The organism is Streptomyces sp. NPDC053513 (assembly GCF_044544765.1).
GTDB classification, from domain to species: Bacteria; Actinomycetota; Actinomycetes; order Streptomycetales; family Streptomycetaceae; genus Streptomyces; species Streptomyces litmocidini.
This window is the reverse complement of the sequence record NZ_JBITXP010000003.1, coordinates 342,097-363,504: the sequence shown is the minus strand read 5'-3', so window position 1 is coordinate 363,504 and position 21,408 is coordinate 342,097. Positions and strand designations below refer to the sequence as shown.

The 21,408-nt window shown below is 74.1% G+C and carries 13 protein-coding genes; 7 read left to right on the top strand and 6 right to left on the bottom strand.

Going from position 1 to position 21,408, the window contains the following annotated elements; all coding sequences use genetic code 11:
- The first annotated feature begins 124 nt into the window (after positions 1 to 124).
- Both ACIGW4_RS07245 and ACIGW4_RS07240 read left to right on the top strand, forming a co-directional pair.
- Positions 125 to 1,297, top strand: a complete 1,173-nt coding sequence (locus ACIGW4_RS07245; RefSeq protein WP_398713245.1) for a sensor histidine kinase — start codon at positions 125 to 127, stop codon at positions 1,295 to 1,297.
- Positions 1,272 to 1,934, top strand: a complete 663-nt coding sequence (locus ACIGW4_RS07240; RefSeq protein WP_123458550.1) for a response regulator transcription factor — start codon at positions 1,272 to 1,274, stop codon at positions 1,932 to 1,934. Before ACIGW4_RS07245 ends, ACIGW4_RS07240 begins: the two co-directional genes overlap by 26 nt.
- Before the next feature lie 46 nt (positions 1,935 to 1,980).
- Here the strand turns inward: ACIGW4_RS07240 and ACIGW4_RS07235 are convergent, their stop codons facing one another.
- The 5 genes from ACIGW4_RS07235 to ACIGW4_RS07215 all read right to left on the bottom strand — a co-directional run bounded on the left by ACIGW4_RS07235 (position 1,981) and on the right by ACIGW4_RS07215 (position 6,884).
- Positions 1,981 to 3,396 (bottom strand): amidase, encoded by a 1,416-nt coding sequence (locus tag ACIGW4_RS07235; RefSeq protein ID WP_398713242.1) that lies wholly within the window; start codon positions 3,394 to 3,396, stop codon positions 1,981 to 1,983.
- An 82-nt stretch (positions 3,397 to 3,478) separates the two neighbouring features.
- Positions 3,479 to 4,651 (bottom strand): chitinase, encoded by a 1,173-nt coding sequence (locus ACIGW4_RS07230; protein WP_123458552.1) that lies wholly within the window; start codon positions 4,649 to 4,651, stop codon positions 3,479 to 3,481.
- 135 nt (positions 4,652 to 4,786) lie between these two features.
- Positions 4,787 to 5,611 (bottom strand): YhjD/YihY/BrkB family envelope integrity protein, encoded by an 825-nt coding sequence (locus ACIGW4_RS07225; protein ID WP_399578940.1) that lies wholly within the window; start codon positions 5,609 to 5,611, stop codon positions 4,787 to 4,789.
- Between the two features lie 100 nt (positions 5,612 to 5,711).
- The gene (locus ACIGW4_RS07220) at positions 5,712 to 6,407 is read right to left on the bottom strand and encodes a DUF6766 family protein (RefSeq protein WP_123458554.1); all 696 of its coding nucleotides are present in this window, start codon (positions 6,405 to 6,407) and stop codon (positions 5,712 to 5,714) included.
- Positions 6,408 to 6,488: 81 nt separating this feature from the next.
- Positions 6,489 to 6,884: a hypothetical protein gene (locus ACIGW4_RS07215; protein ID WP_399578937.1), complete on the bottom strand. Its 396-nt coding sequence runs from the start codon at positions 6,882 to 6,884 to the stop codon at positions 6,489 to 6,491.
- 273 nt (positions 6,885 to 7,157) lie between these two features.
- On the opposite strand from ACIGW4_RS07215, the gene ACIGW4_RS07210 reads away from it, so the two are divergent.
- On the top strand, positions 7,158 to 7,511 hold the full coding sequence (locus ACIGW4_RS07210; protein WP_123458555.1) for a PRC-barrel domain-containing protein: 354 nt from the start codon (positions 7,158 to 7,160) through the stop codon (positions 7,509 to 7,511).
- Here the strand turns inward: ACIGW4_RS07210 and ACIGW4_RS07205 are convergent, their stop codons facing one another.
- Positions 7,512 to 8,951: an MFS transporter gene (locus ACIGW4_RS07205; protein ID WP_399578934.1), complete on the bottom strand. Its 1,440-nt coding sequence runs from the start codon at positions 8,949 to 8,951 to the stop codon at positions 7,512 to 7,514. It abuts the gene before it with no gap.
- A gap of 48 nt (positions 8,952 to 8,999) precedes the next feature.
- On the opposite strand from ACIGW4_RS07205, the gene ACIGW4_RS07200 reads away from it, so the two are divergent.
- From ACIGW4_RS07200 to ACIGW4_RS07185, 4 genes are all read left to right on the top strand, one after another.
- On the top strand, positions 9,000 to 10,406 hold the full coding sequence (locus ACIGW4_RS07200; protein WP_399578931.1) for a PLP-dependent aminotransferase family protein: 1,407 nt from the start codon (positions 9,000 to 9,002) through the stop codon (positions 10,404 to 10,406).
- Positions 10,407 to 10,657: 251 nt separating this feature from the next.
- Positions 10,658 to 11,257 carry an RNA polymerase sigma factor gene (locus tag ACIGW4_RS07195; RefSeq protein ID WP_123458558.1) on the top strand — a complete coding sequence of 200 codons (600 nt, stop codon included), beginning with the start codon at positions 10,658 to 10,660 and terminating at the stop codon, positions 11,255 to 11,257.
- Entirely contained in the window at positions 11,254 to 11,607 is a 354-nt protein-coding gene (locus tag ACIGW4_RS07190) for a hypothetical protein (RefSeq protein WP_359591893.1), read from the top strand. Before ACIGW4_RS07195 ends, ACIGW4_RS07190 begins: the two co-directional genes overlap by 4 nt.
- A 297-nt stretch (positions 11,608 to 11,904) precedes the next feature.
- Positions 11,905 to 21,369 (top strand): type I polyketide synthase, encoded by a 9,465-nt coding sequence (locus ACIGW4_RS07185; RefSeq protein WP_399578926.1) that lies wholly within the window; start codon positions 11,905 to 11,907, stop codon positions 21,367 to 21,369.
- Positions 21,370 to 21,408: the final 39 nt, after the last annotated feature.

The window sequence follows — 21,408 nt, the reverse complement described above, 5'->3', positions numbered from 1 at the left end:
GGTTCGTCGCCACGGCGCTCCGCGGCATCGGCCCGCGGGCCGCGGATCCGTCGGCCCCGGGGCGGAGTGACGACCCGTACTTTCGGCCGATGCGCGGCACGCCGCGGCCCCTAGGCTGAGAAGCGTGCTCCGAGACGACCTGCGAACCCTGTGGACCGAACCCCGGCCGCCCGGCGCGCCCGCCCGGGTGCGGCGGGACTGGGCGCTGCTCGCCGCGGGCCTTGCCGGTGTGGCGCTGGAGGCCGGCCTGCGCGAGGACGTCGTGTGGCGGCCGGCGGCGGTGGTGATCGCCGTATGGCTGTGCCTGCTGCTCCTGTGGCGCCGGACCCGCCCGCTGACGATGGTGACGCTGGCGTTCGGCTCGGTGGTCCTGCTCCCGGTGGCCTCGCTCGTCGCCGCACCGCGCGAGCCCGTCGGCCTGTACACCGACGCGGTCGTGCTCGTGCTGGTGTACGCGCTGCCCCGGTGGGGATCGGGACGCGAGATCGTGCTGGGCGCCGCGGTGATCCTCGCGGGCGGCGTGCTGTGTTCCGTCACGGACGAGAGCCCGGTCCTCGAAAACGTCGTGGGCCTCGTCTTCCTGCTGCTGCCCGGCGTGGTCGGGGCCGCCGTGCGGTTCCGGGTGACCGCTCGCGAGCGGCAGTTGGAGCAGGTGCGCTCCCGCGAGCGCGAGCAGCTCGCCCGGGAACTGCACGACACGGTGGCCCACCACGTGTCGGCCATGGTGATCATCGCCCAGGCGGGCCGGGTGCTCGCGGGCGTCGACCCGTCCGCCGCCGTCGAGGCGCTGGAGGGGGTCGAGGAGGAAGGGGCGCGCACACTGGAGGAAATGCGCGCCATGGTCGCCGCGCTGCGCGACCGCGGGGTCGGCGCCGAGTTGGCGCCCCCTGCCGGAGTCGCGGACCTGGAGCGCCTGGTGCGCACCCCGGGCGGTCGTCTCAGGGTCGACCTGGGGCTCGACGGCGAACTGGACGCGCTGCCCCCGGCCGTGGACGCGGCCGTCTACCGGATCGTGCAGGAGTCGGTGACCAACGCGCTGCGGCATGCGGTCGACGCGACCGAACTCGTCGTCCGGGTCGCCGCGGAACGGCACACGGTACGGGTGAGCGTGCGCGACAACGGCCGGCGCACTGGCCGGGGTCGCGACGGGTACGGACTGACCGGACTGCGCGAGCGCGCGACCCTGCTCGGCGGCACACTGCGAGCCGGCCCGGGTACCGACCGGGGCTGGCACGTCGAAGCCGAACTGCCGAGAGCGAGGAGCGAGAGCGGTGTCCATTCGCGTCCTCGTCGCTGACGACCAGACGATCATCCGCACCGGGTTGCGGATCATGCTGGACGCCCAGCCCGGCATCGAGGTGGTCGGCGAGGCCGCCGACGGGTGGGAAGCGGTGCGTCTGGCCCGCGAACTGCGCCCTGACGTCTGTCTGTTCGACATCCGCATGCCCGTACTCGACGGGCTCGAGGCCACCCGTCTGGTCGCCGGCCCGGGCGTCGCCGCCCCGCTGGCCGTGGTCGTCATCACCACGTTCGACCTCGACGAGTACGTCTACGGCTCACTGCGCGCCGGCGCCCGCGGATTCCTCCTCAAGGACACGGGACCGGACCTTCTGGCGCAGGCCGTGCGGTCGGCGTCCGACGGTGAGGCGCTCATCGCGCCCAGCGTCACCGTCCGTCTGCTCCAGGCGTTCGCGGACCTGCCCGCCGGGCGGCCCGTGGCCCAACCGGTCTCCCCCGTCACCGCCCGCGAGGAGCAGGTGCTCCTCGCCGTCGCTCGCGGGCTGACCAACACCGAGATCGCCGATGCGCTGCACATCAGCCTCAGCACGGTGAAGACGCATCTGGCCAGCCTGATGGCCAAACTCGGCGCCCGCAACCGGGTCGAGATCGCGATGTGGGCCTACGAGACGCGCCGCATCCTCCCCGGAACCTGAGCCGGGTGCCGGGCCGTGTCACCGACATCCCCGAACAAGACACCCCCTAGGGGGCGTCCTGGATCCGGCGGAACGGGCGGTCCGCCTCCAGGGTGAACGCCACGTCCAGCAGGGTCCGTTCGCTGCCGGGGCGGCCGGAGAACATGACGCCGACGGGCAGTCCCTCGTCCGTGGTCCGGGTGCTGGGCAGCGAGATCGACGGGGTGCCGACGACGTTGTCGACGGGGGTGAACGCGACGTAGGCGAGGATCCGTTCGACGAGCTCCGGGTACGGGACGGTCGGTGCGAGCCGGCCGATCGGGGGCGCGGGGTGGGCGAGGACGGGGGTGAGGAGGAGGTCGAGTCCGCGGAACGCCGCCGCGTACGCCACCTTCGTGCGCTTCAGCCGCCGCAGCACGCCCGGGGTGTGCCGCCAGTTCTCCAGGTAGGTGGCGCGCAGGCCGCGGCTGAGGCCGTCCATGCGGTGCCGGTCGAAGTCCGCGCCGAGGGTCCGGCCGGTGGCGCCGAGGAGGAACGACAGCATCCCCCAATAGGTGAGGAAGTCCTCGGTGAAGCGGGGGTCGATGGCCATCTCGACGGGTTCCACGCTGTGGCCGAGCCGTTCGAGCGTCGTCGCCGTCTCCGTGACGGCCTCCCGGGTGACGGCGTCGGAGGCGACGCCGTTCGGGGAGTCCAGCAGGAACCCGATGCGCAGCCGTCGCCCGGAGGGGCCTTCGACCAGGCCGAGGGGCGGCAGCTTCGGGTTGCGCCAGTACGTCTCGGCGGCGGCGAGGAACGCGGCGCTGTCCCGTACGGAACGGCTCACGACGCCGTCGACGACGAGGTCCAGGGGCAGGCGGCGGCTCTGGTCGTTGGGCACGACCCTGCCCCGGGTGGGCTTGAGGCCGACGAGCCCGCAGGCGGCGGCGGGGATCCGGATGGAGCCGCCGCCGTCGTTGGCGTGGGCGATCGGCACCGCTCCGGCGGCGACGAGGGCCGCGCTGCCGCCCGAGGAGCCGCCCGCGGAGTGGCCGGTGTGCCACGGGTTGCGGACGGGTTCGGCGGCCTCGTACTCCGTGGTGGGGCTGAAGCCGAACTCGGGCAGCCGGGTCTTGCCGAGCACCGTGACGCCGCTGCTGAGGAACTGCCGGGCGAAGGGCGCGTGCCGGCGCGCCGGGCTCGGGGTGAAGGCCGCGCTGCCGTGGCCGGTGGGCAGCCCCTGGTGGTCGGTGTTGTCCTTGACGAAGGTCGGGACGCCCGCGAAGGCGCCGCCGGTCGCGGCGCCGGGCGCGGGGGCGTCGACGTGCGTCTGGACGGCGTGGAGCCGTTCCTCGACGGCCCGCACCCGCTCGGCCGCGTCCCGGGCGGCCTCGGCGGCGCCGACCTCGCCGCGGCGGATGGCCTCGGCGAGCCCGACGGCGTCGTGTTCTCCCAGGGCGTCGTCCCGGAAGGCGTGCACCCTGGTCTTGTCGAAAGTCGTCACCGCTGCCTCAGCCCCCGGCCGTGTGGATGGTCTCCCGCCATCATTGCCTACCAGCGGGTAACGGGCGAGGGTTCGGCGCGGATCAGCGCCCCTGGAGCGCCTTCACGTTGTCGCCGAAGGTCCAGCCCTTGGAGCCGTCCCAGTTGGCCGACCAGGTCATCAGGCCCTTGAGCGAGCCGCCGTAGTGGTTCCAGGCCTGGGCCACCGCCGACGGCGCCATGTACCCGCCGCCCGCGCCCGGCTGGGCCGGGAGGCCGGGGACCTGCTTGTCGTACGGGACCTTGACGGTGGTGCCCTGGACGACGAGTCCACGGTTCAGGCAGTCGGTCTGGGCGACGAACCCGGCGACCGTGCCGGCGGAGTAGGAGTCGCCGGAGCATCCGTACATGCTGCCGTTGTAGTACTGCATGTTCAGCCACCACAGGCGGCCGTTGTCCGCGTACTTCTTCACGATCGGCAGGTACGCGCCCCAGATCGACCCGTAGGCCACGCTGCCCCCGGTGACGTACGCGGTCTCCGGCGCCATCGTCAGCCCGAAGCCCGCCGGCATCCGGGCCAGGACCCCGTCGATGATGCGCACCAGGTTGGCCTGCGAGGTGGACAGGGTCCCGATGCTGCCGCTGCCGACGAGACCGGTCTCGATGTCGATGTCGATCCCGTCGAAGTTGTACGTCTTCAGGATGGGCACGACGGTCTCGACGAAGCGGTCGGCGACGGCGCGGGAGCTCAGGTCGATCCCGGCGGCGGCGCCCCCGATCGACAGCAGGATCGTCGCCCCGGCCGCCTTGGCGCGGCACATCTCCGCCGGGGTGGCGACGCGGACGGTGCTGTCCATGCCGTCCTCCCACAGCACGGTCCCGTCCGAGCGGATCACGGGGAAGGCGGCGTTGACGACGTTGTAGCCGTGGGCGGCGAAGCGGGGGTCGTCGATGGGCGTCCAGCCGAACGGCGGGTGGACGCCGTTGGCGGAGCCGTCCCAGTTCTCCCAGTACCCCTGGAGCACCTTCCCGGCGGGCTTGGGCTTGAGGGCGCAGGTGTCCGCGGCGGCGACGGAGGACGGGGCGGGTTTCGCGTCTTCGGCCGTGGCCGACGGGGGCGGGGCGGGTTTCGCGTCTTCGGAGGCGGAGGCGGAGGACGGGGAGAGGGCGGGGGCGGGGCCCGCGTCCTCGGCGGCGGCGGGGGCCGCGAGGACCGCGGCGGCGAGCAGGGCGGCGAGCCCCGCTCCGAGGACACGGGGGATCCGAGGGCCTGGCATGCGTGCTCCTGGGGACGTGGGGGGGGTGGTCCTGGGCATGGCGCGCGCTCCAGGAGACCGTAAGTTGGTCCAGACCTTTCGTCAACCACCCGCACACACCCGGGAGTTACGACTCCGAGGGAGGGCGCACGGCCGTCACCTCCGCCGTCTCCCCGCGCGCGTCAGGCGGGCCAGCTCCTCGTCGACCAGGCGGCCCGTGAGCGCACCGCCGAACACGACGACGCCCACCGCGACGAGCCAGGTCTGGATGACGAGGAACGCGCCGAACGGGCCGTACGTGACGGCGCTGGAGGCGATCAGCGGGGAGAAGACCAGCTGGGAGAAGACCCTCAGGCCGAGCAGCCCGAGCGTGGTGCACGCCGCCCCTGGCAGCAGGGCGGCCCACGGGACCCGTCCGTCGAGCAGCAGCCGCTGCGACCACCAGAAGAACAGGGTGCCGATCAGCAGCGTGACGGCGTCGCTCACCGGGGTGTCCTGCCAGAACGGGAAGACCGCGAAGAGGTAGAGGACCCCGATGAGCACGGCGAGCCACAGCACGTGCCGCCATCGGGCCCTCCAGTGGGCCGGAGGGAGGTCCCAGACCTTCTCGTACCCGCTCTGCACCGCCGTGCCGAACGTGAGGCCGAAGACGGTGAGCAGGGCGAGGCCGAACGCCGTCGTGGTCCGCCGCACCTGGCCCGGCAGCGCGAACAGCCGCTCGATCTCCGCCCTGGCGGCGTCCGAGACCCCGATGCCGTCACCGAGCCACTGCGCGAACCCCTTCCCGCCGCCCGCGCCCGCCGCCGACACGACGATCAGGAGCGGCACCAGCGTGAGGAAGGAGAGCGCCGCGAACCCCAGCGAGCGCTGCCACAGCCCGAGGTCCCTGGCCGGCGCCCACCGGTGTCCGGCCCGGAAGCGGCGGATCGCGCTCCGCGTCCGCCCGGCCCGGAGCCATCGCCCGGCGGGACGGGAGACCATTCCTCCACGGTAGGACCGCCCCGCGACGGCAACCAGCGGGGCGGCCCGTTGCCGGCGGACCGCCGGCGCCGGCGGACGGCGGGGCGGACCGGCGCCGGCGTCAGCCCTCGACGCCGGTGGCCTCGTGCGAGGCGCCGACGGGCTTGGACTCGGGTGAGCCGCGCTGGCGGAGGTAGACGGAGAGGATGGCCATCGACGCCACGGCCAGGAGCTCCGACTGCCAGTTCTGCAGGGACCGGTTCCAGAAGTCGGCGGAGGCGAGGTAGGAGCCCCAGGAGACGGGGGCCTGGAGCTGCCGCAGCCGCAGCTCGTTGAAGGCGGCCGCGCCGGAGACCGACTGGGCCAGCCAGGACAGCAGGAAGAAGACGGCCATGACGAGTCCGAGCGACCGCGAGTAGACGGCCTGCCGCCAGTCCTTCGTGGCCGCCCAGCGGGGGGAGTCCGGCCGCGCGTGGTCACCCATGCGCTGCTCCCGTTCGCTCTCCGTACCCGCCTTGTGCAGCTCCTTGGACTCCGGCGAACCGCGCTGGAGCAGATAGACCGTGCCGAAGATGTAGAGGAAGAACTGCAGGAACTCCGACTGCCAGTTCTCGGTGACGTCGACGGCGAAGTCCGAGGACATCAGGTAGTCGCCGAGGCCGATCTGCTGGAGGCCCTGGACGGCGAGCTGTTCGTTGAACTCCGCGCGCCCGGAGACCGCCTGGGCACCCAGGACGATCAGGAAGGCCGCCCCGAAGAAGAGAGTGAGGCTGTTCGACCGCCAGAACCCGTGCTCCCGGGACCGCTCGGCCGTCACCGCTGCATCACCCCGATCGCGGTGAAGTAGGCGAGGCCGCCCACGATGGTCACCACGCACGCCACGAACAGGGTCCTCACGTCATGCCCCCTTCAGTACACAGCTGTACGGCGTGTCGCCCGGTTCGGGCGCGCAACCGGCGGCGGTGACCCGCCACCCCTCGTCGAACTGCGAGAGGAACAGCGTGTCGCCGTGGAGGCGGAGCAGCGCCTGCCTGCCGTGGACGTCCACGCTCCGCACTCCCCCACCGCGCGGCAGGTCCTGCGAGGCCAGGGCCTGGGCGCAGGGCTTCTTCTCGTCCTCTTCGAGCTGGTCACGGCTCTCGGGGGCGAGCAGCGCGCAGGCCACCCGGAAGTTCCCGGACACGAGGGACTCCTCGAAGAACCGGCCCGCCTCGGTCGCCCCGTCCCGGCGCGCCTGCGACGCCCCGCAGGCGGAGAGGGAGAGCACGGCCGCCGCCACGAGGAGCAGCGGCATCCGCCGGAGCGAGGACGCCCGCCGGAGCGAGGGCCCCTGCCGGAGTGCGGGGGTCCGCCGGAGCGGAGCGATCGCCGGGAACGGAGGGACTCGCGGGGGCGGGGGGACTCGCAGGAACAGGGGGGCTCTCACCCTTTCAGCCTGACGCCGCGGGCGGGCGCGGCAAGCGGCAGGGGGCCGAACGGGGTACCGCCCCGCCCGTCCGTCCCCCACGGACGACGACGTGCGGGCTCCGGTGCGCCACGGGAGGATGGAGGCGGAGGGAGAGCCGCCATGAGTGAGTTCGACATCTGGAACCACCGCCCGAGCACGGGGTACCGGCAGGGCGTCGACCTCGTCGGCTACAAGGTCGAGGCCACGGACGGTTCCATCGGGAAGATCGACAGGCACTCCGAGGACGTCGGCTCGTCCTATCTGGTCGTCGACGTGGGGGCCTGGATCTTCGGCAGGCGGGTGCTGCTCCCGGCCGGGACGATCGAGCTGATCGACACGGCCGAGAGGAAGGTGTACGTGGACCGCACGAAGGAGCAGATCAAGGCGGCCCCCGACTTCGACGAGGCGAAGCAGGGCGGCGAGCCCGGCTATCTGGAGCAGTTCGCCCGGTACTACGGCCAGCCGCACATGTGATCACGCCCCGCGCGGGCCCTCCGTCCGGCGGTCGCGCCGGGCCGGGACGAGGGCCGTGAGCATCAGGACGGCGGTGAGGGCGAACGCCCACGGGTAGCCGGTCCGGTCCGCGAGGAACCCGAAGCCGACGGCCCCGACGCCCATGCCCGCGTCGAAGGCGAAGTTCCACAGGGCGCTGACCGTCCCGTAACCGGAGGCGGGGACACGCGCGTACATCAGCGTCAGGGTGGTGTTCTGCGTGATGCCGAAGCCGACCCCGAACAGGGCCACGCCGATGACGACGGCGACCGGGCTGTGGGTGAGGGAGGCGAGCAGCGTCCCCCCGGCCGCGACGAGGAGGCCGGGGACGAGGAGCGCGGCCGGCCCGTGCCGGTCGCCGTGCCGGCCGGCGACCCAGCGGGCCACGGTCGCCGCCGCGGTCTGGGCGAACAGGGCCGTGGCGACGACGCCCCCGGAGGCCGAGGGCACGGCGAGGGGGAGGAAGGTGACGAGGATCCCGGCGGCCAGCGCGGTGACGGAGAAGACGAGAACGGGCCGTGACAGGGCGGGCGTACGGAATCCCGCCATCACCCCGATCGGCCGCCCCGGCTCCGGATCACGGCCCGGACCGCCGCCCGCCTCGCGGTCCGGAACACGGTCCGGGTCCGAGGCCGCCCCACGGGCCGGGTCGCCCTTCAGGCCCGCCTCACGACCCGCGTCCCCCTCCCGGCCCGCGTCCGCCTCACGACCCGGATCGCCCTTCGGGCCCGCGTCCGACTCACGACCCGGGCCCACGTCCGCCTCACGACCCAGGCCCGTGTCCGCCTCACCGTCCGCGTCCCGGTCCGGGCCCGTGTCCCCCTCGCGGTCCGGCAGGCCCGGCACCGAGACGACGGCGGCCAGCGCGGCCACGGCACCGGCGGCGAACACCGGCCCGTACCCCACGTGCACCGCCAGCCACACCCCGAGCGGGAGCGCCACCAGCGAAGGGATCCCGGTCACGATGCCGACGAGCGCCAGGCCCTCCCCACGGCGCTCGGCCGGGATGAGCGAGGCCGTCAGGGCGCCGCCCGCGACGACCGTGAACGCGAAGCCGAGGCCGCGCAGGAGGCAGACCGCCGTGATCCAGACCGCGCCGCCGGAAGCGGTGAGCGCGAACGCGGGCGCGCCGAGGAGGAAGAGTCCCGCCCCCAGGACGAGGCGGTAGCCGAAGCGGGCGACGAGCCGGGGAGTGGCCAGCTCGCCGCCGACCGTGGCCAGCATCAGCGCGCCCGTGGTGAGCCCGGCGGCGTTTCCGCGGCCCTCTCCGGTCACCTCGGCGTAGAGGGGGACGACCGACAGGAGCAGGTAGAAGCTCGTCGAGGCGCCGATGATCGAGACGAAGCGCAGCAGCAGGGGCCGCGTCACCAGGGGCGGCCGTGAACCGGCGGCCTCCGCTCGGGAGTTGAGTAACTTGGTCACGCGGACGACGCTAGGGGGCCGGGCCGGTCCTCAGTAAGATCCGGTTCCATGCCTCTGGAGTGGTCCGGTCTCTCGCCCGAGCTGCTGTTGGTCGTCGACCGGGACAGCGGCGAGCCGCTGCGGACCCAGCTGGAACTCCGGCTGCGGGACGCCGTCCGGACCGGGCGGCTGCGGGTGGGCGAACGGCTGCCGTCCTCCCGTGAGCTCGCCCGGATGCTCGGGGTCTCCCGCGGTCTCGTGCAGGAGTGCTACGCCCAGCTCCAGGCCGAGGGGTACCTCGTGACCCGCGTCGGCTCCGCCACCCGGGTCGCCGCCGGCGCGGCACCGCCGCCGGCGACCGCACCGGCGGCGGCGGCCCCCTCGCGCCTCCTGGCCGACTTCACCTGGGGCGTCCCGGACCTGAGCGGATTCCCCCTCGCGGACTGGCTGTGGGCCACCCGCGAGGCGGCACGCGCCATGCCGAAGTCGGCGCTGGGGTACGGGGATCCGCGCGGCAGCGCGGAGCTCCGCGAGGTCCTCGCCGGATATCTGCGGCGGGTGCGCGCCGCCGCGGCGGACCCGGAGCGGATCGTGATCTGCGCCGGTTACGCGCAGGGCCTCGGCCTCGCCCTGCGCGCCCTGGCCGGGGCGGGCGTCCGCACGGTGGCGTACGAGGATCCCGGTTCACCGGCCACGGTCTCCTCGGCCGCGTCCTGGGCGGGCGTGTCGGCGGTCCCCGTGCCGGTCGACGAGTTCGGCATCGACGTACGGGCCCTCGCCGCCACCGACGCCCGCGCCGTCGTCGTGACCCCCGCGCACCAGTGGCCCACCGGTGTCGTCCTGGCACCCGAGCGCCGGCTCGCGCTGATCGAGTGGGCCAGGAGCCGGGACGCGGTGATCGTCGAGGACGACTACGACGCCGAATTCCGTTACGACCGCGGGCCGGTGGGCGCCCTGCAGGGGCTCGCCGCGGACCGGGTGATCTCCCTGGGCACCGTGAGCAAGTCCCTCGCGCCGGCGCTGCGCATCGGCTGGATGGTGTGTCCGGCCGCGCTCACCGGGGCGGTCGTCGAGCAGAAGCGGCTGAGCGACCGCGGGTCGCCCACGCTCGACCAGCTCGCCCTCGCGACGTTGATCGAGTCCGGTCGCTTCGACCGGCACCTGCGGCGGATGCGGGCGACCTACGCGGCGCGGCGCTCGGCCCTGGTGGCCGCCCTCGCCGAGCACGCCCCCGGGGTCGGGGTGACCGGTCTCGCGGCGGGCTTCCACGCGGTCGCCCGGCTCGCCGGGCCGGCCGACGAGCGGGCCGTCGTCGCCGCCGCCCGCGCCCGGTCCGTCGGCCTCTACGGCATGAGCGCCTGCCGCACCTCGCCCGCGCCGGGTCCGGTGCGGCTGGTCCTGGGCTTCGGGAACGTCGGCGAGCGTGCCGTCACCGCAGGTATCGCGGCTGTCGGCGACCTGCTCGAGGGCCGGTAGCGGGCGCTCGGACCGGTTCCGAAAAAAACTTCGGAGGAACGCGAATCCTCCCGGCACCTCCCCGTCTCTTATGTGTGTACCGGCCGAACGGGCCGGAGGAACACGGAGGGAACAGCAACTATGTGGACTGCCATCATCGTGGTGGGCGTCGTGCTCGTGGGTGCGTGCAGCTGGCACCTGATGCGACGCTTCAACAAGAGCCGCACCTGACCGGCGCCTGCGCACGGGGCGCCTTCCGGTATGAGTAGCACATGAACCAACGCTTCCCCTGGCCCGACGAGCGGCTGATCAAGGCCGCTCAGGACGGCGACGTCACGTCGCTCACCACCGTCGTCATGGAATCGCAGCCGCATGTGCGCAAGTTCGCCATATCACTGTGCGCCTCGCCGCAGGACGCGGAGGACGCGGCACAAGAGGCGCTGATCATCCTCTACCGGAAGATCGGCACCTTGCGGGCCACCGGCGCGCTTGCCTCGTGGATGTTCCGGATCGTCCGCAACGAGTGCCTCCGGCAGGTGAGGCTGCTCATCGCCATGCGCGACGAGCCCTCGGCCGAGCCGGAGGCATCCGCGGAACCGTCCGCCGAGGAGGCCGTGCTGTACCGGCTGGAGGTGGAGCGGATCGCGGCCGCGGTCAGCGCCCTTCCCCGTGAGCAGCGGCAGGTCCTGATCATGCGGGACGTACAGGGCCTGCCGGGCAAGACCGTCGCCCACACGCTCGGCCTGAGCACCGCCGCGATGAAGTCACGGCTGCACAGAGCACGCGCGGCGCTGCGTCACGCGCTGGAAGCGACCGACCAGGCACCAGATCGAGCCATCGACCGACCAGTCGAAGGAGAGTCACGCCCATGAACACCGTGAACATCGTGAAGCCCCCCGAGGGCACGAAGTCCCCGGTCATCGCACCGACCGAGGTCAAGGCACCGTCCGCGGCGCCGAACTTCGCCAGCAAGTCCGTCCCGCGCCACCTGGCGCGCGGCGTCATCGGCTTCGGGCTCATCATCGGCTCGATCGCGATGGTGCCCGTCGCCGGCCCGGCCACCCTGCTGGCGGCCCCGCTGGCCCTCATCGCCTTCCGCGGCTGCCCCACCTGCTGGATGGTCGGCCTGGCCCAGACCATCTCGCGGGGCCGTCTGGAGCGCCAGTGCGTGGACGGCGTCTGCACGCTGACCAAGGCGGACCCCGCGGCGAAGGCCGAGTAGGGTCCCCGGCTCCGGCCTCCTGCCCCGGTCCGACATCCGCCCTCCCGCCGGAGGGGGAGTCACCGGGCCGGGAGGCTTCGGCCGTGTGCCGAGATGGCGTGAAACGACTCCCCGCGAGAGGCCCTCAAAGCTTTTCTTTGATTTCCCATCACATTCATTTTGCTTACCAACTCCCCGCTCTGGCCATTGGTTTACGGAGCGCCGCCTCGGTGCTAGGGTCCGAAACGAGATTGAGTCTGGCAGGGCCGCCGAGTCGGCAACGCCGTTGATCGTGCTTCACGGGGGGAGCAGAACACGATGATCCGCCATGCCCAGATCGAGGCGGCAGCACCACAAATCGACACGGGGGACCTGGCACCCGATCAGACGGACGACCGGACCGTCGCCGTCGTCGGGCTTTCGTGCCGTTTTCCCGGCGGGGCGAACCCTGCCGAATTCTGGAATCTGCTCAGGAACGGCCGTGACGCCATAGCCGAGCCGCCCGCGGATCGCGCGCACCTCGGCGCCCTGGACGACGGCTCGTCGCGCCCCGGTGGTTTTCTGCCCCGCGTCGACACCTTCGACGCCGAGTTCTTCGGCATATCCCCGCGCGAAGCCGCCGCGATGGACCCGCAGCAGCGCCTCGTGCTCGAGCTCGCCTGGGAGGCGCTGGAGGACGCCCGCATCGTCCCGGCCACGCTCGCCTCCACCGCCACCGGCGTCTTCGTCGGCGCGATCGCCGACGACTACGCGACCCTCACCCACGCGGCCGGCCCCGAAGCCACCTCCGCGCACACGGTGACCGGCTTACACCGGAGCATCATCGCCAACCGGGTCTCCTACGTCCTCGGCCTCCGGGGACCGAGCATGGTGGTCGACAGCGCGCAGTCGTCCTCGCTGGTCGCGGTGCATCTGGCCTGCGAGAGCCTGCGGCGCGGCGAATCCGTGGCGGCCCTGGCAGGCGGCGTCAACCTCAACCTCGCGCCGGAGAGCACCCAGGCCCTGGCGGCCTTCGGCAGCCTCTCGCCCGACGGGCGATGTCACAGCCTCGACGCCCGGGCGAACGGCTACGTCCGGGGTGAGGGCGGCGGCGTGGTGGTGCTGAAGCTCCTCAGCCGGGCCCTCGCCGACGGGGACCGCATCCACTGTCTGCTGCACGGTGGGGCCGTCGGCAGCGACGGCGCGAGCGACACCCTCCCCACCCCCGACGGAAAGGCCCAGGAACGCGTCATACGCGACGCCTGGGAAAACTCCGGTATACCGCTGGAACAAGCGCAGTACGTGGAAATACACGGGTCGGGCACCCGGGTCGGCGATCCCATAGAAGCCTCTGCTCTGGGCGCCGTATTCGCCTCCTCCCGCACTCCGGACAACCCGCTTCTCCTCGGCTCCGTCAAGACGAACATCGGCCACCTCGAAGGTGCCGCGGGCATAGCGGGTCTCGTCAAGACGATTCTCTGCCTCAAAGAGCGGGAACTTGTTCCGACTCTCAACTATCAAACCCCTAATCCGCAGATCCCCTTCGAGGAACTGCGGATCGCCGCCTCCACCGAAACCGGCCCGTGGCCGAATCCCGACGGGCCGCTCTTCGCCGGTGTGACATCGGTCGGAATGGGCGGGACGAACTGTCATCTGGTCCTCGGAGAATGGCGAGAAGACGCCTCCCCGACCGTCGGGGACAAGCCGGAGGACACGCCGGACGAGACAGAGGCGTCGGACGCCTCCGAGGCCGTCGCATGGGTGATTTCCGGCCGCGGCGACAAGGCCCTGCGCGCCCAGGCCGCCCGGCTCCGCGACCACCTCGCCGAACGTCCGGAACTCGACGTCGCCGAGGTCGCCCGGGCCCTCGCCCACGATCGCACCGCCTTCACCCACCGCGCCGTGCTGACCGGCTCCGGCCGCGACGAGCTGCTGACCGCCCTGGACGCGGTCGCCGACTCCCGGGGCACCCAGGCCGCGGTCGAGGGAAGCAGCCACCGGACCGTCCGCGAGGCGGTGTTCGTCTTCCCCGGCCAGGGCTCGCAGTGGGCCGGCATGGCCGCGGAACTCCTCGACGACTCCCCCGTGTTCGCCCGGGTCGTCGAGGATTGCGAGCGCGCGCTGCGCCCGTACCGCGACTGGTCGCTGACCGACGTGCTGCGCGGACGCCCCGGCGCACCCGCCCTCGACCGCGACGACGTCGTGCAGCCCGCGCTGTGGGCCGTGATGGTCGGACTCGCCGCGCTGTGGCGGGCGGCGGGCGTCGAACCCGCCGCGGTCGTCGGCCACTCGCAGGGCGAGATCGCCGCCGCCACCGTCAGCGGCGCCCTCACCCTGGACGACGCCGCCCGCCTGATCGCCGTACGGAGCACCGCCCTCGGCGCGCTCGCCGGGCGCGGCGGCGGCATGATGACCGTGGGGCTGCCCGCCGACCGGGTCCGCGCCGACCTGGCCGGATTCCCTCGGCTCAGCGTGGCGGCCGTCAACTCGCCCGGCATGACCGTGGTGGCCGGTGACGGGGACGACCTGGACGCCCTGGCCGCACGGTACGGCGAGGAGGTGCGCACCCGGCGCGTCCCGGTCGCCTACGCCTCGCACAGCCCGCACGTCGACGCCGTGCGCGACACGCTGCCGGCCGAACTGGCCGGGATCGCGCCGCGCGCCGGAAGCGTGCCGTTGCACTCCACCGTGACCGGCACCGCCCTCGACGGCTCCGAGCTGGACGTCGACTACTGGTACCGCAACCTGCGCGAGCCCGTGCGGTTCGAGCCCGTCGTGCGGGCCCTCCTGGACGCCGGGCACGAGCTGTTCGTCGAGATGAGCCCGCACCCCGTCCTGGCGCTCGCCGTCCAGCAGACCGCGGAGGCCGCCGACATGCCGGTCGCCGCCCTCGGCACCCTGCGCCGCGGGGAGGGCGGCCGACGACGGCTGCTGCTCGCGTTCGGCGAGGCGTTCTGCCAGGGCGCGGAGGTGGACTGGTCCGCCGTCCTGCCCGCCGGCACCACCCGCGCCGAGCTCCCGACGTACGCCTTCCAGCGCCGCCGCCACTGGATCACCGGGCAGCCCCACGCCGCCCGGACCCTGGCACCGGCGCAGCGGCCCGCGGTGCCCCCGGAGGACACCGCGGACGCCCCCGAGGCCGAGCCGAACCGCACGCTGACCGGTCCGGCCGCCCTGGAGCTGGTGCGGGCGCACACGGCCGCCGTGCTCGGCTACGACACCGTCGCCGAGGTCGAACCCCGTCGGACGTTCAAGGAGTTGGGCATCGACTCGGCGATGGTCGTCGAGCTGCGCAACCGGCTCGTCACCGCCACCGGACGCAGGCTTCCCACCACCGTCGTCTACGACCACCCCAGCCCCGCCGCGCTCGCCGACCTGCTCGCCGACGCGCCGCAGGAGGCCGTGACGGCGCCCGAGGCCCGTACCGACGAGGACGACCCCGTCGTGATCGTCGGCATGGGCTGCCGCTTCCCGGGCGGGGTGGACTCGCCCGAGGCGCTGTGGCGGGTCGTCGCCGAGCAGCGCGACGTCATCTCGGGCTTCCCGGCCGACCGGGGCTGGGACCTGGACGGCCTCTACCACCCCGACCCCGCGCACGTGGGCACCACCTACGTCCGCAACGGCGGATTCCTCGAAGGCGCGGCGGAGTTCGACGCCGAACTGTTCGGGATCTCGCCGCGCGAGGCGCTGGCGATGGACCCGCAGCAGCGCGCCTACCTGGAGGTGTGCTGGGAGGCCCTGGAGCGGGCCGGGATCGCCCCCGACTCGCTGCGCGGCACCCAGACGGGCGTGTTCGCCGGTGTCATGGCACAGGAGTACGGTCCGCGGCTCGGCGAGGCGGGCGCCGGTGCCGCCGGGTTCGGTCTGACGGGCACGACGTCCAGTGTGGCGTCGGGCCGGGTGGCCTACACGCTCGGTCTGCAGGGTCCGGCCCTGACGGTGGACACCGCGTGCTCGTCGTCGCTGGTCGCCCTGCACCTGGCGGTCCGCGCCATCCGGTCGGGCGAGTGCTCGCTGGCGCTCGCTGGCGGTGTGACGGTCATGTCGACGCCCGGCATCTTCGTGGAGTTCTCGCGGCAGCGGGGGCTCGCGGCGGACGGCCGGTGCAAGTCGTTCTCCGCGGACGCGGACGGCACCGCCTGGGCCGAGGGCGTCGGCGTCCTCGTCGTCGAACGGCTCTCCGACGCACGCCGCCTCGGCCACAACGTCCTCGCCGTCGTCGCCGGCTCGGCCGTCAACCAGGACGGCGCCTCCAACGGCCTCACCGCCCCCAGCGGCCCCGCCCAGGAACGCGTCATCCGCGCCGCCGTCCAGGACGCCGGAATCACCTTCACAGACGTGGACGCCGTCGAGGCGCACGGCACGGGCACGGTCCTCGGCGACCCCATCGAAGCCCAGGCACTCCTCGCCACCTACGGAACCCAGCGCGACGGCCAGCCCCTGCTGCTCGGCTCCCTGAAGTCCAACCTCGGACACGCCCAGGCCGCCGCCGGCGTCGGCGGCATCATCAAGATGGTCATGGCGATGCGCCACGACGAACTCCCCGCCTCCCTCAACCTCAGCAAGCCCAGCGAACTCGTCGACTGGGAAACCGGCGGCGTCGAAGTCCTCACCGCGCCGCGCCCCTGGCCCGCCGAAGAGGGCAGGGTCCGGCGCGCCGGTGTGTCGTCCTTCGGCATCAGCGGCACCAACGCCCACGTCGTCCTGGCGGAAGCCCCCGCCGAGCCCGTCGCGCCCGAGGCCGGGGCCGGAGCCGGGGACGAGAACGACAACCCGCTGTGGGTGCTGTCCGGGCGTACCGAACCGGCGCTGCGCGCCCAGGCCACCGCGCTCGTCGACGCCCTCGACGGCCTCGACGGGGTGTCCGACCGTGACCTCGGCCGCGCCCTGGCCACGACCCGTACCGCCCTCGACCACCGCGCGGCCGTCACCGCCGAGGACCACGCGGAGGCCGTCGCGGCCCTGGCCGCGCTCGGCCGGGGCGAACCGCACTCCGCGCTGGCCGTCGGCACGGCACGCACCGACGACGGTCTCGCCTACCTCTTCACCGGGCAGGGCAGCCAGCGCGTCGGCATGGGACGCGAGCTGTACGAGTCCGAGCCGGTCTTCGCCGCCGCCCTCGACGCGGTGTGCGCCGAACTCGACGCCTGCCGCGCCTCCGTGCCCGGCACGCCGCCGATCCGCGACGTGATGTTCGGCGACGCGGAGGCGCTCGACCGCACCGAGAACACCCAGTGCGCCCTCTTCGCCCTCCAGGTCGCGCTGTTCCGGCTCCTGGAGCACCGGGGCCTGACGCCCGACGCCGTGCTCGGCCACTCCATCGGCGAGTTCGCCGCCGCCCACGTCGCCGGGATCCTCACCCTGCCCGACGCCTGCGCCCTGGTCGCCGCGCGCGGCCGGCTCATGCAGGCGCTGCCGTCCGGCGGCGCGATGACGGCCGTCCAGGCCTCGCAGGACGAGGTGGCCGCGCTCCTCGAAGGCCGTGGGCACGAGGTGAGCATCGCCGCCGTCAACGGCCCCCTGGCCGTCGTCGTCTCCGGCGACGTCGAGGCCGTCGAGGAGATCGCCGCCGCCTTCGCCGCCCAGGGGCGCAAGACGCGTCGGCTCGTCGTCAGCCACGCCTTCCACTCCCACCGCATGGACGGGATGCTCGACGCGTTCGCCGCCGTCACGTCGACGGTGCGGTACGCGGAGCCGCGCGTCCCGATGGTGTCCACGGTCACCGGCGGACCCGTCGAGGTCACCGCCGACTACTGGGTGCGGCAGGTGCGCCGGGAGGTGCGGATGTCCGACGGCCTCGCCGCGCTCCACGGGCTCGGGATGCGGACCTTCCTCGAACTCGGCCCGGACGGCGTGCTGTCGGCCCTCGGGCAGGACTGCCTGGACGACGAGGAGCTCGCGTTCGTGCCGGTGCTGCGGCGCGGCCGGTCCGAGCGCCGCACCCTGGCGTCCGCGCTCGGCACCCTGCACGTCCGCGGCCGGAGCCCGGACTGGCGGGCCGTGTTCGGCCCGGGGCGGACGCCCGCCCTGCCCACGTACGCCTTCCAGCGGGAGCGGTACTGGCTGACCGCGCACGGCACCGAAGGCCCGGCCGGGCACCCGCTGCTCGGCCCCGCCGTCGAGCTCGCCGAGTCCGGGCAGACCGTCCTGACCGCCCGCCTCGGCCGCCGTACCCACCCCTGGCTCGCCGACCACGCCGTCCTCGGCTCGGTCCTGCTGCCCGGCACCGCCTTCCTCGAACTCGCCGCCCGCGCGGGCTCGCAGACCGGCACGCCCCGGGTCGCCGAGCTCACCCTCGTCGCCCCGCTGGTGATTCCCGACGAGGGCCGCACCGAAGTGCAGGTCGTCGTGGCCGCGCCCGGCGACGACGGACAGCGGACGGTGACCGTGCACGCCCGCACGGAGACGCCGGACGGCGCCGTCGAGCCGTGGACCCTGCACGCCACCGGCGCGCTCGCCCCGCACGACGGAGCCTCCGCGTCCGCCGCGGCCCGGCCCGCCGGGGAGGGCGAAGCACTGCCCGTCGACGGCTGCTACGACGAGCTGGCCGCCTCCGGCTACGCCTACGGCCCGGTCTTCCGGGGCCTGCGCGCCGCGTGGCGGCACGGCACCGACCTGGTCGCCGAGGTCGCCCTGCCGGCCTCCGTCACCGACGCCGCCTCCTACGGGCTGCACCCGGCGCTGCTCGACGCGGCCCTGCACCCGATCGTCATGACCGCGCTCGACGACGGCGGCCGCCGTCTGCTGCCCTTCTCCTGGCGCGGCGTGACCGTCCACCAGCCCGGCGTCCGTGCCGTCCGGGTGCTGATCCACCCCACCGGACCGGACGCGGTGTCCCTGACCCTGCTCGACGAGGCCCACGCGGTCGTCGCCGAGGTCGAGGAGCTCGTCCTGCGCCCGGTGAGCGAGGACGTGGCCGTGCCGCGCTCGCTCCACCGCCTGGACTGGAAGCCGGCCACGGCGGAGCCGGAGCCGTCCCCGCGCGCCGTCTCGCTCGGCTCCGTCGACCTGGGCGTCGGCCCCCGGTACGCCGACCTCGCCGCCCTCGGCGAGGCCGTCGGCGCGGGGCTGCTCGCCCCCTCCGTGGTCCTCGCGCCGCTCGCGGAGCTCGAAGGGCACGCGGACGGCACCGGGCCCGCCGTGCACCGCGCGCTCGCCCTGCTCCAGGCGTGGCTGGCCGACGACCGGCTCGCCGACTCCCGCCTGGTGCTCGTCACCCGGGGGGCCGTGGCCACGGCGCAGGACTCCGACGCGGACCCCGACCTGGCGGCCGTCTGGGGCCTGGCGCGCTCGGCGCAGACCGAGAACCCCGGCCGGGTCGGACTCCTGGACGTGGAGACGGCGGAGGACTGCCGTACGGCGCTGCCGCTGCTCGGCGCCGAGCCCCAGCTCGCCGTACGGGACGGGGCCCCGCTCGTGCCCCGGATCGTCCCGGCGACGTCCGGCGGCGCCCTGGTGCCTCCGGCCGGCACGGCCGCCTGGCGGATGGTGGTGCGCGAGCGCGGGACCCTGGACCACCTGGCCCTCGATCCCTTCCCGGAGGCCCTGGCCCCGCTGGGCGACGGCGAGGTCCGCGTCTCCGTGCGCGCCGCCGGCGTCAACTTCCGCGACGTCCTGGGCACGCTGGGGCTCTACCCCGGCGACCCCGGTCCGCTCGGCCTCGAAGGGGCCGGTGTGGTCACCGAGGTCGGTCCCGGCGTCACCGGTCTCGCCGTCGGCGACCGGGTCATGGGCCTGCTCTCCGGGGCGTTCGGTCCGACGGCCGTCGCCGACCACCGGCTGGTCGCCGTCATGCCCGCCGACTGGACGTACGCCCAGGCGGCGTCCGCGCCCATCGTGTTCCTCACCGCCTACCACGCCCTGGTCGACCTCGCCGGCCTGACGGCGGGCGAGCGCGTCCTGATCCACGCCGCCGCGGGCGGCGTCGGCATGGCCGCCGTCCAGCTGGCCCGGCACCTGGGTGCCGAGGTCTACGGCACGGCGGGCCCCGGCAAGTGGGACGCCCTGCGCGACCTGGGCCTGGAGGGGACGCACCTGGCGTCGTCCCGCACCCTGGACTTCGAGGACGCGTTCGGCGCGGCCACCGGGGGCCTCGGCGTGGACGTCGTGCTGAACTCCCTCGCCGGCGAGTTCGTGGACGCGTCCCTGCGGCTGCTGCCGCGCGGCGGACGCTTCGTGGAGATGGGCAAGACCGATCTGCGCGACCCGGCGCTGATCGCGGCCGAGCACCCCGGGGTGGACTACCGCTTCTTCGACCTGCTCCAGGAGCCGGCCGAGCGGATCGGCGAGATGCTCACGGCCGTCATGGGCCTGCTGTCGTCGGGGGCCCTGACGCCGCTGCCGGTGAGCACCTGGGACGTCCGCCGGGCGCCGGAGGCCTTCCGGTACGTCAGCCAGGCGCGTCACGTCGGCAAGGTCGTCCTCACCCTGCCCGCCGCCCTCGACCCGGAGGGCACGGTCCTGGTCACCGGCGCCACCGGGGCCCTCGGCGGGCTGGTCGCGCGGCACCTGGTCACCGAGCACGGCGCCCGCCGTCTGCTCCTGGTCAGCCGGCGCGGCGCCGACGCGCCCGGGGCGAAGGAACTCGCCGCCGAGATCGGCGAGTCGGGTGCCGAGGTCACCCTCGCGGCCTGTGACACCGCCGACCGCGACGCGCTCGCGAAGCTGCTGGACGGCGTACGGCTCACCGCCGTCGTCCATGCCGCGGGCGTGCTCGACGACGGCGTGATCACGGCGCTCACCCCCGAGCGCCTCGACACCGTGCTCGCCGCCAAGGCCACCGCGGCCCGGCACCTGCACGAGCTGACCGCCGGCCAGGACCTCGCGGCCTTCGTCCTCTTCTCCTCCGTCATGGGCGTCATCGGCGGCGCCGGCCAGGGCAACTACGCCGCGGCCAACGCCTACCTGGACGCCCTGGCCCAGCACCGCGCGGCGCGGGGGCTCCCGGCACGGTCCCTGGCCTGGGGCATGTGGGCGGACACCGCGGGAAGGCCGGGTGCCACCGGAATGGCCGGCACCCTGTCCGAGGCCGACCTGGTACGGATCGCCCGGACCGGTCTCGCGCCCATCGACCGGGCCGAGGGCCTGGCCCTGCTCGACGCGGCGCTGCGCGTGGACTCCCCCGCGCTCGTGCCCGCGCCGATCGACCGGGCCGCGCTCGGCGCGCTGGGCGGTCAACTGCCCACCGTGCTGCGGGACCTGGTCCCGTCCGCCCCGCGACCGGCACAGGACTCGCCGGCCGCGGCCGCACCCCGGGCGACCGAGCCCCTGCGCGACCGGCTCGCCGCGCTGAGCCCGGCCGAGCGGGAGGAGCTGCTCCTCGACCTCGTCCGGGTGCAGACCGCCGCCGTGCTCGGCCGGTCCTCCGCCGCCGGCGTCCCCGCCGACCGGCCCTTCAAGGACATGGGCTGCGACTCGCTCACCCTGGTGGAGCTCCGCAACAGGCTGCAGACCGCCGCCGGTCTGCGGCTGCCCGCCACCTTCCTCTTCAACTGCCCGACGCCGCTGGCGGTCGTGGCCCACCTCCACACCGAACTCGCCCCGGCCGAAGCGGAATCCGCCGTGGATCCCGCCGGTTCGGCGTCCACCCCCGGCCTGGCCGAACTCGACCGGCTGGAGGCGGCGCTCGGCGAGCTGCCGGACGACACCCAGGACGACGTCCGGGCCGAGATCGTCCAGCGGCTCCAGGCACTCGCGGCCCGGATCCCCGCCCAGCGGACCCAGGCCGACCACGACGATCTGTCCGCACGGGTCGAGTCCGCCTCGGTCGACGAACTCCTCGCGTTCATCGACTCCGAACTCTGATCCCGGGTCCGCCACGCCGGACCCTCACTCCGCTCAACC

Coding starts and splice junctions, on each gene's coding strand:
- ACIGW4_RS07190 (WP_359591893.1), top strand. CDS start 11,254: ATGAACACCGTGAACATCGTGAAGCCCCCCGAGGGCACGAAGTCCCCG.
- ACIGW4_RS07185 (WP_399578926.1), top strand. CDS start 11,905: ATGATCCGCCATGCCCAGATCGAGGCGGCAGCACCACAAATCGACACG.
- ACIGW4_RS07225 (WP_399578940.1), bottom strand. CDS start 5,611: ATGGTCTCCCGTCCCGCCGGGCGATGGCTCCGGGCCGGGCGGACGCGG.
- ACIGW4_RS07200 (WP_399578931.1), top strand. CDS start 9,000: ATGCCTCTGGAGTGGTCCGGTCTCTCGCCCGAGCTGCTGTTGGTCGTC.
- ACIGW4_RS07215 (WP_399578937.1), bottom strand. CDS start 6,884: ATGCCGCTGCTCCTCGTGGCGGCGGCCGTGCTCTCCCTCTCCGCCTGC.
- ACIGW4_RS07195 (WP_123458558.1), top strand. CDS start 10,658: ATGAACCAACGCTTCCCCTGGCCCGACGAGCGGCTGATCAAGGCCGCT.
- ACIGW4_RS07230 (WP_123458552.1), bottom strand. CDS start 4,651: ATGCCAGGCCCTCGGATCCCCCGTGTCCTCGGAGCGGGGCTCGCCGCC.
- ACIGW4_RS07210 (WP_123458555.1), top strand. CDS start 7,158: ATGAGTGAGTTCGACATCTGGAACCACCGCCCGAGCACGGGGTACCGG.